Here is a 13,628-nt window from a genome sequence, read left to right on the forward strand (position 1 = left end):
TCACTCCTTAAATCGGTAAAGGGTAATCATCTTCAGGCTGAAAGATTCCGCCGAGTGTTCCCCCGTCTGTCCCGTCTGTTGAAAATCCATATTGACTCGTTTCTATAGAGTTAGCAGATGACGAAAAGCGAAAAGTGCCGTTTAAATCTACATAAGCCACTCTCACGCCCGCAGCTACTGTTTTTTGAACGATATTTGAAAACTGTGTTGCGCTCATTCCGACTTTGCTCAAAGCTTCAATAGGTGCCTTTTTTACAATGATGGAGGCTGGTTCGTCTTCGTTGTTTTCCTTACTGCTGACAATGTGTATTTCACTTGGCTTACAGTTCAGTGTTTTTGCTAAAGCTTCGATGATCCGGTTTGTGGTACCATCAGAAACATTTCTGGCAACCTTGCCACGAATAAGCACACGATAAATTTCATCGGTGGCACGGCCTCGATCCTGCGATACGTTGTCACCAAGTAGATCCAGAGCCTTTCCTTTTGCTGCGTCAATATCCCGCCAGTTCTCAGCTGTAGTCAGTGCGCTTTTAAGTGCTGTCAGCTGTTCATCGACAATTAAAAAAAGCTTACCGATATTGCTCTTTTCGTCTTTCAAAAAGGCATCGGTCAGCTTTCCTATTAAGTCTTTAATCATATGAGATTCACCACTATTTCATCAAAATGTACCTGAGCAACCTCTTTAGGTTCAATCTCAATGTTTGACTGTGAAAGGCTTGTCGCATCTTTCCCTATCTTGATCGTTACATCGGAGACACCATCTACTTGATATACCGCGTTGAATAACTGAGACAATATAACATCATCGCCCATTTGTGAGCCGGTATAGTAAGAGCCGTTCGCATCAATTCCCCCGATTTTATAAACGAGGTTGTTTTTGATCTGGCTAACTCCATCAATAGGGAAAGAAGCATTTGTTTTTAAATCCAACTGCAGATATATTTTGATTTCCCTTGCAAAATCAAATTTGACGGCATGATCAAGCCCGCTGGCGTCTGTTATCGTAACAACTTGCTCCCCGACCGTTTCAATTCCTGCAGCAACACTGTCAAACAGTGCTTGCGCAACATCATCTTTTGTACCGCCCAGTACATAAGCGTGAATGCTTTTTGGTGGGTTGCCGTCCGCATCGGTCTGCATGGTATTGTTAGCAACTATATTCGCCGATCTGACGCCTGACACGTTTAGCAGGGCTGAAATAATACCTCCGTTTGTAGAGGCTGAACTGCCCTCAACTGATTTCTTTATTCGTGCCCGGAATTCCGAATCTGTTTCCTCGTCGACACCACCTGCCGATGGTTCCGGATTTGTAACTGAATACACGCCCTCTGAAGGCTCTGCCTGCACGGTAATGGTATTTGCCGCAACATTGTTTATAACGCCCTTAGAAAGCGAGACAGCCGTCCCTGAGCCTGTCCCATTAGCCTCAATTACAACATCTTCAATCAATTCAAAATAGATGCCTGATTCCGTAGTAAACTGAGTTTGTTCTTCAATTACGATACCGGGTTCTCCGGTAAAGGACAGAGTCACAACTGACTCTGCAGCTGGTTCACGGGTGATTCCCGAGTTGCTGCCAAGACGATCAAGCTGCACGCCCTCAGACTTACTGACAAAGCCGCTGTTATAAACTCTTTCTGCAATGTCCCACAAGCCGGCCAGAAACCAAGCAAAAATACGAATAATAATTCCTAACGGTGTTTTACTGGATGTGTTTACATCCTCCCCGAATTGTTCCCGCGCCCGGTCCTCCATACTATCTACAAGTTCGGAATAGGTTTGCCGTTGAAAGCCCGTTTCATCAAGCAAGATCAACACCCCCTATTTCAATTGTTTCTTCATCTTCTTTTGTCATTTTTACATGTACTGAGAGATTGCGTGATTCTTTATTAATCGAAAAGCTCACTGACTCAACACTGGCAATTCGCTCTTCTTGAGAAATCGCATTGATGATGTCATATTGCGCCTCTTCTTGATCAAACTGCTTTCTTAAAATGTTGCTGCGATCAAGGCCGACATGTTCATCGAGCTCAAACTCTCCTAAACTTGTTCTAAGGATCATTTCTACTGATTGAGCCAGCTCAGCATCACCCTCAACCATTTGTAACTCACCATTTTCAAAACAAAGATCCCCGTCTTTAAGCTTGAGAGTTTTCATCCTTCCCACACTCCTATGACAACTGGATCGTTTATACTGTGTGTGCGCCTCGAATCCGGATCAAAGGTTTTATTGCCGTCCAGGTTATCCAGTGAACGTTCAGCAAACGAAACAAACACGCAGGACCCTACTTTAATATCAGCTTCGACGTGTTTCAAAACAGGCGCATGCTCGATTAAAGGGTATTCATGTAGATACTCACCATCATTGGTTTGAAACAGCAATTTCAGATCGGCAGTGTGTTTCTCAGCATTGTAATTTACAACCCGTGCTGGCGCCGTTGTATGGATTGATTGTTTTATCCGCTGTTCGAATCCGTCAAAGAACTTTGTCGCTTTACTCATTAAATCACCCTACATTCTGTGAAAAAGTCTTTACCGTCAAAGGAATGAGAGCCATCTTTCACACGATATTTTCCTTTCGCTGTCTTGCTGTTTATTTCTATGATTGAAGCAACTGCGATACGATGCTGCAATAGGCACTTCACCTTATACCCTTTGAGATCATCTTCCTCAAATTGTTCAGGCGTTTCCACAAGTCCTGTTGCCTCTTCGAGCTTGAAACGTTCGTCATCCCCTTGACTGAGTGGCCGAATAACAGGACGGCCGCGCCGATAATACATGACTGCCCCAGCATCATGAATGACCTCTTCAAGATTGTTTTCAATCAATCCGGTGACACGATAGCCTTTTTTATAAACTTTATTTTTTGGCAGAATGATATTTTTCACTTTAATACCGAGCACACGCAGAAGCTTATCGACAATTTGCCTTGAGGTTGTGCCAGCCTTGAACGTGATTTTCATGTATCTCTTACGGTATCTGACCTCTGTTCGAGTGCCATAATTTCGGACCGTTTTATATGTCCGGCCGTTCTTGTCTTTTTTATAAGTCACCACAGGCTTTGCGAGCTTGTACCGCTTTTTCACGTAATATTTTTCAGCAGGATCAGCGTTTTCAGTGGTCACTTTCATATGGGTGTAATCATCGCCATCTTTTGAATAGATGGCCGTTACCTTATTCAAACCGTCCCAATTATTCAGCACCTTGGTAACTTTACCGATAGTTAAAACACCGTAATCGTCTTTATAACCAGCTTGAACAGTGATAGTGCTGCCTTTTTTAATTTTGCTGATTGAATCTTTGCTCAGGTTGTATATTTCAACCTTTGTTTCATTCGGTTTAAAGTCATCATCAAACGGGACCTCAAAATGAATCTCTAAGTCCTTATAATCGAAAGTGGTTTGTGAACTGCCGTTATCTATCGTGATCTTAACGACGCGCCCAAACAGCATTTTATTCGTCGCCATCGTCTTCTCCCTCCGCATCGTCCGAGACATCATCAATATAAAGAAACACGGTTTGCATAAAATTCTCGTATGTAACCCGTGTTTCTGTATTCGATTCATCCATAGGGATAAGGGAAGGCGCAGGCAGTTTCTCGTTTACAATGTCTTCCCACAAAGGGACGTTCAAAATCAATTTTTCGCCCAGCACGATTGCTTCCATATCTTGATCATATAAATCAAGTGAAAAACTATCGTCTGTTTGGTTGTAATTGATACGCAAAATGAACGTGTCATCTGCTAAATCAAATTCAAACTGCTGTGGTATGTCCTCTTTGTCAAAAGGAATGTAATCTCTTGATGCCATGCCTTTCCCTCCTTCATCTGATCCTCATTTTGACCCCTATCGGAATTCTTCGGTCCGGCCAGGGATTCAACCGACGCAAAGCATTTACTGTGGTGCCGTATTTACGAGCGCAGCCCCAGTAAGTGTCGCCCTTCTTGACCTTGTGGTATAGCTTGCTGGATTTTTTTGTTTTCTTCTTGCTGGCTTTCTTCTTTTTCCCGGCTGTTTTCACTTTCTTTTTGACCCACGGGCTTTTTGCAATACGGATTTCTTGCAACTCAATTGAAATAGCAAAACCGTTTGTGTAATCGCCTGTGTCGCGATCTATCTTTGTGATGATCACATTTTTAGCAATCTTACGCCCGGTATAAGTCAAAAGAGTGCCGGCATAAGCCTGCTTTTTCAGATATTCATAATCACTATTTGCTGTTTTGCCTAATAAATAGCCAGAGACTGTTGTCGTCTCTGGCTTTCTTTGTACATGGTCCGTGATCGGAACCCCTTTTTCAACGGGATATGAAGTGACCTCCACATCCGCGCCATCAGATTCCTTTTCGTTTACGAGATTAATCTTTCCGAGCTTCGCCAATTAATAAGCCCCCTCTGGTGGATAAAGCGACTTCAGCATGTCGAAAACTTCGTCAAATGTTTCAGTTACAGCCTTTTTCACCTTTGTTTCTGCCCCTTCACTGCCGCCCTCAACTTTTACGTTGATCGACGGGTTAAAAGTGATATTGACAGATGAACTGTTTGAGCTTGTAGCAGCCTTTTCTGGTGTGTAACCAGTATCCGCGCCAAGCTCCCGACCGAGTGCAGCATACATTCCGAGTGATTGGTTTCTGTATCGTGGCTCAGTTGTGATGACATACTCCCTAAAGCCGTTTTCACCAAGCGCAGCGACTTGTGGGCTGTTAATGACTCCACCTGTCGCATAACCTCTATACGGCCCACCATGAGCCATAGAAACGAGCCCAGGGTGTTTTAAAATACCGCCGTATCTGCTGTTCAAATAGTTGATAGCAGCAAGGATCTGGTCAACTGGATTTTTAATATTTCCGTGCCCAGGTTCCTTGTGAGCGTTGAATGTGCTTGGAATGAACTGCATAAGCCCTTGAGACGGGTGCCCGGCTTTCCAGTTTGAATCCCATCTGTTCACAACATTAGGATTTCCGCCTGATTCTTTCATGGCAATGGTTTCAAGTGCGCCAGCATATTCAGAGCCAAGGCCCTTGATTGATAGCGCTTGAGCTACCCACTTTTTGACGGCTTTTGAGCCGCCACCTGAAAAGCTTTCAGCGTAACTGGACATTTTGCCTTTAACAAAACCAACGGCTTTATCTTTAACAAAATTAAAAGCTCCTTTTGCAAGATCGCCGAACGATCCGGACATAGAAGGAGCTTTAACACCCATATTTTCCAAGACCTTCGTTAACAGTTTGGATGGATGGCCGACATAATCAAATACATCAAGGGCTATGTCTTTGGCTTTTTTCACCACATGTTTTGCTCCATCTATTGCTGATGTAGCCTTGTCTTTGACCCAACCCAAAGCACCTGAGATACCTCCACCAACATTGCCACTACCATATGCAGGGAGAGCCGATAAAGCAGCCCTTGTCTGTTTTGCGGATAACACCTCAGTGCCTTTCGGAAGGTTCATCAGTGTATCTGTTGCAGGGCTAAGCCCTACGTGTCCTGAAGGTGTCCGATACATTTCAGGTCCAGCGTTTGCCCCTTTACCGTCTCCCAGTATCGCTGGGCCTCCCGGATGTCCGCCGGTTCCGTGCGCATATTTAGGTACTTCCCATTTAGGGATATGCTTATCTTTCAAACCGATCTTATCAAGGACCCAGTTCACTCCGCCGATTACACCATTTACGCCTTTTCCGAGTGCTCCGGCAAGTTTGTTCGCTAAGCTAGTCACACCAGACACAGCCTTATGAGCCATGTTCTTAATTCCATCACCGATTTTACCCGGAAGTTTCTTGGCCCCTTCGACTAAATCATTGAAACGATCCATAACTTTTTGACGTAAATCAAGCGCCAATAACGCGACTTTATTTTTTATATAAAGCCATCTATCAGTGATTGCTGAACCCATATTACTTACAAGCTTTTTCACCATGCCGACAGCACTAGAAAAAATTTGCTTCACTCCGTCCCACATCATGCGGAAATTCCCAGTGAATAAGCCTTTGAAAACCTTCACTATTCCCATAATAATGCCGATTGCACCCTGTATTATCGCAATGATATTTTTAAGTGCAACTTGAATTATTGAGAGCACAACCGGGAACACAGCAGTCACGATATTTAGGATGAAACGGATCGCCGGAATGACCACAGTTGTAATGATATTCGCCAGAAATTGCAAAAGAGAAACAACAATCGGAAGTACCGCTTGTATGATTTGCATGATCTGCGGGAATACCTGCTGCACAACTTGAATCAAAATAGGAAGTGCTGCTTGCGCCAACTGGAAAATGATTGTTGCCGCTACAGTAAGCAATTGAGCCACAATTGGAAGAACAGCCATGATGACTTGTTTAATAATCGGGAACACTTGCTGCACCGCTGATAAAATTAACGGTAGCACTTGAACCGCTATTTGTCCGATGGATGAACCTAAAAGCTGAATCAATTGCAAAACAATCGGAAGAGCTTGTTGTACAATGCTCAGGATCAACGGGAACGCAAGCTGAATCATTTGAACCAAAATCGGTAAGGCATTCTGCACAATGGAAACAAGGATTCCTGAGAAACTGCCTATCAATTGAATAATGATCGGCAGCACCGCATTAATTACGCTCAGAATAACCGGGAAAATCGTCTGGAAGCCTTGAACAAGTAACGGCAGAATGCTGCTTGCTATTTGCAAGACACTCGTCCATAAAGTACCCGACAACTGCATCCAAGCTGACAGCAATTGCTGAATCAGTGGCATGATTTGCGGACCGATTGTCTGGAACGTTTGCGAGATAGCTGCAGCAAATAAAACGAGCGTGCCGCCTATTTGAACGAAAGCCTGCTGAAGTTGTCCGGCCAGCTGCTGAAACTGTGGTGTCAATTGCGTGACCAATTGCCCGAAAGACTGTTGCAGCGTGTTTATGATTGGCTGCAATGCCTGAAAAACAGTCGTTAGAACAGATTGTACCGAAGTCCATGCTGTCTTTAAGGCCTGGCTTACGTTTTGGTTTGTTTGTTGCATGCGATACAAGGCGCCGGCAACACTCAAAATAGCACCGACAGCCACACCGATTGGCCCTGACACTCCGAGGAATGCAAGTCCGATCGCCGCGACAAACGGAGCAACAAGAGAAACCATCCCTTTAAAGCTGGATAGACCGACTTTCAACTGCTCCATGAATCCTTTTACGATGCCGTTTAGACCGTCTGACATTCCTTTACCGAAGAAGTCCGAGACTGTCTTTCCGGCATTATGAATGAAGCCTGACACGGTTTTCACAGCCGTTTTATAGGCCGACTCAATTCCAGCCACTAACTGAGGATGTGATTCACCGAGACGATCCCATAATTTCAAGGATTCAGCTTGCATTTTATGAATGGCTGTGATCGCCACGTTTTGTGCGTCCTTGAATCCTTTCATGAATGCAGGCTTCAGACCCTCCGCTTCTTTGATCATCGTATGGAACGCACCGACAACCGCCGATTTCCCCATGTTAGCAAAGCGTTTCATCGCGTCTGTCGCTGGCTTGAACCTCTCCTGAAGCTTATCGAAATTCTTGTACAGCAAATAAATGCCGGTTACAAGGAGAACGATTGCCCCAGCTACGACATACACCGTGCCCGACATAGCTGCCAAACCGGTTACAACAGGACCGATGAACATCCACAAACTGCTGAGAGCTCCAAGGAACCCATTAACTAACCCTACCCCTATCGCTAGTGGCGATAAAAGTAGGGTTAAAACAGGGATGAGAAGCATAAATCCTTGGATCATTTTCGAGAGTACAGGGTGCGCTTCGTTAAACTGAATGATCAGCTTCGCAACGGCCGTAATACCCTTGTATATCGCCATCGCAAACGCCGCAAACACTTCGATTGCTGGCTGAATGGCTTTCAGTAGTGTACTGCACATCTCTTCCCATGCTTTTGAATAACCAGGAACCGTTTGTGTTGCCGCTTTATGAAGCCCTTGGAACATGAAAAAGTTTGTAAAAGCCGCGCCCAGTGCCACCATTTGAAAACGCATATAACCCTGAGTGATCATCATTGTCATATCGTTAAGCTCTTTCATGTTGGCAGTAGGTCCGAGCATTTTCAGAGCCAAATGCGCAGCAGTACCCTGCTTTGCCATGTTCTCAAGCGTATTCGATACGGCAAGCCCCGCTTTATTGACTTGATATAACGGGTTTCCCATTCGGTCATAATTGGCCGCGATCTTCTCAGATTGAGTAGACCGGGCCATTAGTGTTCCGACGGTCTGCAGCATGCTCATGCGCATCATTTTGTTGTTTTTCATCATGTTGTCTGTGACTTGCTTGTGAGCACGTCCCAGCCTGTACACTTCATCCATAAATTGCTGATTGGTGCCAGACCAGCTGTCCATCTGGTTCCCTAACTGAAAGAAACCATACTGAGCCCGGATCATTTCATTCCGGAAACCCGACATATTATGGTGTTCGTTATACCATGCTTGCCGCATTTCATTCAGCATACGGATTGTGTCTTCTTCCAGCCCTTGAGTTGAACCGCGTAAAAAGTTCATTTCACGGTTATACTGCCGAATTCCCCGGTAGTCCGGGGCCGGAACAGCTACTGCCGCCACGTTATTCTGAACGCTTTGCGTGTTCTGCTGCGTAACGTTTGCTGCGGGTGTACCGATACGGCTCATATCGACGTTATTCAAATTCTGCCTGAGTTGATCAATTGATTCATTGGCGTTTACTATCGACGTCTGATCAACATTGATATTGACCTCAGACGGAAGGCTTTGAATAAGTCTGCTTGTCTCTTGTACCTGGGTATTCAGCTGGCTCAAACGGGATGTAACTAAGTCGATTTGAGGCCCTAGCCGTTCAATTGTTTGGCTGGCAGTTTGCAAAGATGAGTTGTCCAAGATCATACTCATATGGATGTCCCTAAAATTCCGCTGTTGCCTTTGAACCTGAGCCATCCGTGTACGCATCTGTGAAAAACTGCCGCCAGCATCGCCTACATGATCAACGAGTCTATCTATTTGCTGATTTGCTCTTTCAAGAGGGGAGGTATCAACGTTCAATTCAACGTCAATATACGTACTTCTCAATGCGTCTGACAACGTTCATACCCCCTCATTTCTTCTTGTTCCTCTTGTTTTCTTGCTCAATATGGATGTCGAGGGCTGCGTTTGCTTCCAGCAGCGTGTCGAGATCCATCGCCGCGACCTCTGAGAAGGAAAACTTCTCAGACATCACGAGCCGATACATAGGCCAGTTGTCACTCGCCTTCTTTTTGTAGAACTGTTTCGGCTTCGGTTTCGGCGCTAAGAAAGGTTTGAACCTCTTTCATCAGCTCAAGGAAACCAGGTTTTTTATCAAAATAGTCATAGCTTACTTTCGGTTCAACAACCACTTCTTTCATGTACAGTTCATACAGTTTGGCAGACGAAAACATCCCTGTATTGATATTGATAGCTTCATCGTTAAATTCAATTGAACGACGTGTTCCCGGGTGTTGAAGAGTGTACTCAGTTCCTTGGATAGTTACTTTCTTTTGTTTACCGAATTTTGACATAGGTTTTCCCTCCGCTTGTTTGGTTTGCATATATTGAAAAGCAGCCCTATTGGACTGCTTCTTTGCGTTTGATTTCTTCTTTTTTGCCATAGCTTAATTACTGTTCCAATACTGTATAGTCAAAGACTTGAATCTCGAACTCACGATCTCCAATCTCGTCACTGAATTCAGCATCAGCAGGCTTTTTGACCATCGCTTCTGTGCCACCGATTTTTTCCTGTCCGCCTGTAACCCAGATAGGGAATGTTTGGGCTGTATTAGCCAGTTTGTTCAGGTATGGTACAAATGGCGATCCCATGGAAAGTGTCAGTGTGATTGTTCCAAGTGGATTGTTTTTCGTTGCTACACTGACATCACCCTTGGCGCTGACTTTCGTCGAGAACTTTTCTTCATCTTTGGAACACGAAACCATTGTACCCTCGGAATAACCGGTTACGATTTTCCCGTCAATGTTCGTGTTTACTTCATTTGCATCATAAACATATGCTGCCATTGTTTAGATCCTCCTTAAATTGAGATTTCACCAGTGATTTCAGCAGAATGAACCGCGCCAGCCAGCTCAAAAGTAAATGACAGGCCGTCATATACACGATTTTTTCTGTTTTCATCTGTGATTTGATCACGGGTTTTAGTGCTGATTGAATACACTGGCTGCCCGTCTGCATCTTCGGCAACGATGCCATTTGCAAAGGCTGTTTGCAGAACGTTTGTGACCTGTACACTCAGCAATGAAAAACCAGTATTCGAGAACGGGATTTTACCGTTGTTTGAGAATGCTGATTGAATAGAGGTTTCAATATTCAATTTCACCCAGTCTTTGCCGTGCAGCACGTCGATATATTCTCCGGATGCAGTAATGCCCTCGGATGTCTCGTTGTGGCCCGCTTTGGTTACATAAGCAATAGCCCCTTCTGTGTGCAGTTTCTTCAGCTCGTCTGCCTTAATATCTTGAGGCGTGATACCTACGATATTTTTAAACTTCCAAGTTACTGAACCCACTGTATGAGAAGCAACCGAACCAACAAGGCCAGCGTCTGGATGCTCGTCATTTAACGGGTGATAGAAAACGATTGTGCGGTCCTTACCTTTGTAAGAAGCAACTTCTTCTCGGTCAGTTACCTGTAAGACTACAAATTTATATGACTTCTCTTCCATCGCTTTTGCCGCTTCCATTCTTTCGTCCGCTGTCGCATCAGCAAGGATCAAGAAGTGCCAGTCCTTGTCGAAATACTCGTCAAACGCATTCCGAATGGAGAATGTCGCTGTTGTAGTCGCTCCTTCCTCCGGCGTTTCTGTGCTGCCTCCATACGTACCGATGGCAACCTTTGACGGTGCATTGTCACCCTGTGCAAAGATAGCCGCAGCCTTTTTATATGCTGCTGTCGTTTCCGGATAGTCTGCCTTAATAGCTTCTAATGAGCCATATTCTTTATATGTGTTGTGGTCGTCTACCTTCGCAAGAATCAGAGGTGTTCCCAATCCTTTAAGACTGGACGGTTTCACTAAGTCAATTTTGACTGTAACGTCACTAAGTGGCATATGATTTACCCTCCTGTATTTTCAATTCGCACAGAGTCGAAAACCTCTGCGTTCGCTTCACCATGAGACACACGTGTTCTAAAGCGCGTATCGAAGCCGTGACGGCGTTCTGTGTCGATTGTGATAAATGTATCTCGATTACCGAAACCGTCGTTCCTGACCCACGCCAGCCCATTATCATGAAGCTTTTGACGCGCTTCAGCTGTTTTGAAGTACGCCGCTGTTTGTTGAGCAAGGGAAATGGCCTCAATATGGCTGTTTGAAACCCATGTAAAAGAGAAAACAAGCTCGATGTCTTCCGTTAACACTCCCTGTTCTTCAATGCCTCTATGTTGGGGCAAATACGGGGATGTCACGGTATACGTGCAAAAAGGATAGACAGGTTGTTTCCCTGTACCATTTGCAACAATAACGACATGGCCTGTTTTCTCTTTAATCAGTCCCAAGACTGTTTGTATTATGCTGTTGTAGTCCATCTGAATTGATCACCGCCTTTAAGATATAGCTGTTGAAATCGGCATACGTCCCAAAAGGCGTCATCGCTTCAACATCAAAGGTGGCGCCATCAAAAATCACCTGAGCTTTTAGAGGAATTTCGTTCTTGATAAATAGTTGCCTGTCCATAGATGTAAGCCGGCCGCCAGATTGATAGACCAGTTGTGACTGTAAAGGTACTATTGCCCCCCTTTCATCTGACTTCGTCGGTTTCGGTGGCACCCATTCGCCGAGATCATCATATGAACCCCCTTCAGATGGAATAAGCAATGTAAAATCAACGCTGTACCGCTTAATCAGATCAGAAAATATGAAATGATTCCCCATCAGCTTTCAACCTCATAATCCATAGAGCCAATCATTTCCCCCGTATCAACCAATGGGTTTGAAGAGCCTTTTTCCTCGGTTGTAAATGGATGGTTTGCCGGGTTCCGCAAGTCTCGGGCATACACTTGAAGCCGCCCTTTCGCAAGCAGGCCGACTGTTTCCATGATGTCATTCATCGAATCACCATGTTCTAACGCTCTATTGACCAGATCTTCTACCTTTTGAACGATCTCTTCCTCATTCTCGTCCCATCCAGCACGGATAAATGAACGCTCTGGAATGTTGATATATTGAGTTTCTTTCTTGAGGTACAGCCCTTTTGCAGCAAGGTAGTTCCTCATTCGATCAGTTACAGCAATACGGCAGCCGAATTCGTGAACAGCCGCGATCATTTGCCGCTCACTGTCCAGGATTCCTACTTTCACCTTACCGACAGAACCGAGGTTTCTTATGACCTCCGGAATACGGTTGCTATCTCGCACCCGAATGTTTCTACGTGCCATTTGATCACCTCAGTGCCCTAAAGCGTATTTTTCTGTAGGGCCGGAATAACTCATGAACAGGATTGAGCCTTTCTTCATCAGCCGCATAGGATCTACTCATGCCCCCAATTGATTCAGATAGAACACCGGACGGGCTTTCTCTGTCAATCTTAATTAATAGGGCAATCCCCTTTTTTACGGCTGGAGGAAGAGACACAGTATTATCTGGACCAACAAAGAGATTGTTGCAGTATGCCATCGCATATGAAATACCATCTTCCAGATCAATTTGCAGTTTGGCATCCTGCGATGTGTCTTCAGCTGGAATCCCTAACCTGACTTTTAATTCTGCCAAGTCCATTTTTCTCATTCCTTTCAAAGAACCGGTTCATATGTCGCAAAACATCGGCAATTAATATCATTTGATGGATCACCGCTTTGCCCCGGGGCTTCTGCTGTTACATGAACACCATTTTTATTGATGCCAAGATCAAACAACTGATTGACCATGCGTTCCTGACCTTCTAAATGAACATGATCCGCATGTTTTGTCTCACGAACTCTTTCATCCCCAACGTTGTGCCAGGTCTTTTTCATGTTGATGCCCCGCGACTGAGCTTTTTTAGCAGCGTCAAGCGTTGCTTTTTCCCTTGTGCGATGCATTTCTGTATTGGCTATGCGCTTTGATCGGTTGTAACTCAGGCCGACATCAGTCTGCAGCTCCTTCGCAACCTGAGCAAAGCGTTTCCGCTCAATAAAACCGCGTTCGATTGTCTTGTTAATCTGCTGTATTGTCTTTTTGCGATCAGTTTCAATGGCTTTGTCCATTTGTTTACTTTTAATAGCCCGCTGAACGTCTCCGGGAGCCCATTCAGCAGGCAAATTCATCTGATTCAGTGTTGTTTTTGGCCGCGCAAGTTTTATCCCTAACGCAGCCAGAACGCCAAAGATCAGCCAGCTGTATGATGATTCGTAAGTTTCTTCGAGAAATTCTATAATCATAGCTTTGACTTTCGCTGAAAGATCACTAATCAACGAGGTGATTTCCCGCTTTATACGGTTTAGATCACCGTGTCGATTAGCATCAGCAAGTGTCGGTTCTTCGATTTGATCAAGCTTGACGAATAACGTAGTCAGCTTTGACAGCACATCTTTTGAAGCACGCTGAAAAAGCCGCTTGAGTTTCCGTAAGAATTCCTTAGTTTTACGGTTCAACGGCTTCAAAAGCTCTTTTTCAGTTTGTTCTTTATCCACCGCTTA

Annotated in this window: 16 protein-coding genes; all 16 read right to left on the reverse strand. The window is 44.7% G+C overall.

Going from position 1 to position 13,628, the window contains the following annotated elements:
- Positions 1-7: 7 nt before the first annotated feature.
- The 16 genes from MKY10_RS14770 to MKY10_RS14845 all read right to left on the reverse strand — a co-directional run bounded on the left by MKY10_RS14770 (position 8) and on the right by MKY10_RS14845 (position 13,622).
- Complete coding sequence (locus MKY10_RS14770) at positions 8-637, reverse strand: hypothetical protein (RefSeq protein ID WP_199680908.1); 630 nt, start codon at positions 635-637, stop codon at positions 8-10.
- Positions 634-1,818 carry a baseplate J/gp47 family protein gene (locus MKY10_RS14775; RefSeq protein WP_339225945.1) on the reverse strand — a complete coding sequence of 395 codons (1,185 nt, stop codon included), beginning with the start codon at positions 1,816-1,818 and terminating at the stop codon, positions 634-636. The genes MKY10_RS14770 and MKY10_RS14775 overlap by 4 nt, the downstream gene beginning before the upstream one ends.
- On the reverse strand, positions 1,802-2,158 hold the full coding sequence (locus tag MKY10_RS14780) for a DUF2634 domain-containing protein (RefSeq protein ID WP_339225946.1): 357 nt from the start codon (positions 2,156-2,158) through the stop codon (positions 1,802-1,804). The genes MKY10_RS14775 and MKY10_RS14780 overlap by 17 nt, the downstream gene beginning before the upstream one ends.
- Positions 2,155-2,502 (reverse strand): Gp138 family membrane-puncturing spike protein, encoded by a 348-nt coding sequence (locus MKY10_RS14785; protein WP_041339442.1) that lies wholly within the window; start codon positions 2,500-2,502, stop codon positions 2,155-2,157. The genes MKY10_RS14780 and MKY10_RS14785 overlap by 4 nt, the downstream gene beginning before the upstream one ends.
- Positions 2,502-3,467, reverse strand: coding sequence for a hypothetical protein (locus tag MKY10_RS14790; RefSeq protein ID WP_134983440.1), 966 nt, complete (start codon positions 3,465-3,467; stop codon positions 2,502-2,504). Before MKY10_RS14790 ends, MKY10_RS14785 begins: the two co-directional genes overlap by 1 nt.
- A complete protein-coding gene (locus MKY10_RS14795; RefSeq protein ID WP_041052512.1) occupies positions 3,454-3,810 on the reverse strand; it encodes a hypothetical protein in 357 nt (118 codons plus the stop codon). Before MKY10_RS14795 ends, MKY10_RS14790 begins: the two co-directional genes overlap by 14 nt.
- Positions 3,811-3,823: 13 nt before the next feature.
- Positions 3,824-4,378, reverse strand: coding sequence for a LysM domain-containing protein (locus MKY10_RS14800; RefSeq protein ID WP_339225947.1), 555 nt, complete (start codon positions 4,376-4,378; stop codon positions 3,824-3,826).
- Complete coding sequence (locus MKY10_RS14805; protein WP_339225948.1) at positions 4,379-9,070, reverse strand: transglycosylase SLT domain-containing protein; 4,692 nt, start codon at positions 9,068-9,070, stop codon at positions 4,379-4,381. It lies immediately after the preceding gene.
- Positions 9,071-9,228: 158 nt separating this feature from the next.
- Complete coding sequence (locus MKY10_RS14810) at positions 9,229-9,525, reverse strand: hypothetical protein (protein ID WP_017696627.1); 297 nt, start codon at positions 9,523-9,525, stop codon at positions 9,229-9,231.
- 97 nt (positions 9,526-9,622) lie between these two features.
- Positions 9,623-10,018: a hypothetical protein gene (locus MKY10_RS14815; RefSeq protein ID WP_015715395.1), complete on the reverse strand. Its 396-nt coding sequence runs from the start codon at positions 10,016-10,018 to the stop codon at positions 9,623-9,625.
- A gap of 14 nt (positions 10,019-10,032) precedes the next feature.
- The gene (locus tag MKY10_RS14820; RefSeq protein WP_339225949.1) at positions 10,033-11,064 is read right to left on the reverse strand and encodes a DUF3383 family protein; all 1,032 of its coding nucleotides are present in this window, start codon (positions 11,062-11,064) and stop codon (positions 10,033-10,035) included.
- 5 nt (positions 11,065-11,069) lie between these two features.
- Complete coding sequence (locus MKY10_RS14825) at positions 11,070-11,540, reverse strand: hypothetical protein (RefSeq protein ID WP_339225950.1); 471 nt, start codon at positions 11,538-11,540, stop codon at positions 11,070-11,072.
- Positions 11,497-11,886, reverse strand: a complete 390-nt coding sequence (locus MKY10_RS14830) for a hypothetical protein (RefSeq protein ID WP_339225951.1) — start codon at positions 11,884-11,886, stop codon at positions 11,497-11,499. The genes MKY10_RS14825 and MKY10_RS14830 overlap by 44 nt, the downstream gene beginning before the upstream one ends.
- A complete protein-coding gene (locus MKY10_RS14835) occupies positions 11,886-12,389 on the reverse strand; it encodes a hypothetical protein (RefSeq protein WP_041345390.1) in 504 nt (167 codons plus the stop codon). The genes MKY10_RS14830 and MKY10_RS14835 overlap by 1 nt, the downstream gene beginning before the upstream one ends.
- A 4-nt stretch (positions 12,390-12,393) precedes the next feature.
- Positions 12,394-12,729 carry a phage head-tail connector protein gene (locus MKY10_RS14840; RefSeq protein ID WP_017696632.1) on the reverse strand — a complete coding sequence of 112 codons (336 nt, stop codon included), beginning with the start codon at positions 12,727-12,729 and terminating at the stop codon, positions 12,394-12,396.
- A gap of 14 nt (positions 12,730-12,743) precedes the next feature.
- Entirely contained in the window at positions 12,744-13,622 is an 879-nt protein-coding gene (locus MKY10_RS14845) for a phage minor head protein (protein WP_251233331.1), read from the reverse strand.
- Positions 13,623-13,628: the final 6 nt, after the last annotated feature.

Source organism: Bacillus sp. FSL P4-0290 (genome assembly GCF_037975435.1).
Taxonomy (GTDB): domain Bacteria; phylum Bacillota; class Bacilli; order Bacillales; family Bacillaceae; genus Bacillus; species Bacillus subtilis.

What these genes read in the sequence shown, in the direction of transcription:
- MKY10_RS14770 (WP_199680908.1), bottom strand. Translation starts at nt 637, where the DNA reads ATGATTAAAGACTTAATAGGAAAGCTGACCGATGCCTTTTTGAAAGAC.
- MKY10_RS14780 (WP_339225946.1), bottom strand. Translation starts at nt 2,158, where the DNA reads ATGAAAACTCTCAAGCTTAAAGACGGGGATCTTTGTTTTGAAAATGGT.
- MKY10_RS14785 (WP_041339442.1), bottom strand. Translation starts at nt 2,502, where the DNA reads ATGAGTAAAGCGACAAAGTTCTTTGACGGATTCGAACAGCGGATAAAA.
- MKY10_RS14790 (WP_134983440.1), bottom strand. Translation starts at nt 3,467, where the DNA reads ATGGCGACGAATAAAATGCTGTTTGGGCGCGTCGTTAAGATCACGATA.
- MKY10_RS14795 (WP_041052512.1), bottom strand. Translation starts at nt 3,810, where the DNA reads ATGGCATCAAGAGATTACATTCCTTTTGACAAAGAGGACATACCACAG.
- MKY10_RS14810 (WP_017696627.1), bottom strand. Translation starts at nt 9,525, where the DNA reads ATGTCAAAATTCGGTAAACAAAAGAAAGTAACTATCCAAGGAACTGAG.
- MKY10_RS14815 (WP_015715395.1), bottom strand. Translation starts at nt 10,018, where the DNA reads ATGGCAGCATATGTTTATGATGCAAATGAAGTAAACACGAACATTGAC.
- MKY10_RS14820 (WP_339225949.1), bottom strand. Translation starts at nt 11,064, where the DNA reads ATGCCACTTAGTGACGTTACAGTCAAAATTGACTTAGTGAAACCGTCC.
- MKY10_RS14825 (WP_339225950.1), bottom strand. Translation starts at nt 11,540, where the DNA reads ATGGACTACAACAGCATAATACAAACAGTCTTGGGACTGATTAAAGAG.
- MKY10_RS14830 (WP_339225951.1), bottom strand. Translation starts at nt 11,886, where the DNA reads ATGGGGAATCATTTCATATTTTCTGATCTGATTAAGCGGTACAGCGTT.
- MKY10_RS14835 (WP_041345390.1), bottom strand. Translation starts at nt 12,389, where the DNA reads ATGGCACGTAGAAACATTCGGGTGCGAGATAGCAACCGTATTCCGGAG.
- MKY10_RS14840 (WP_017696632.1), bottom strand. Translation starts at nt 12,729, where the DNA reads ATGGACTTGGCAGAATTAAAAGTCAGGTTAGGGATTCCAGCTGAAGAC.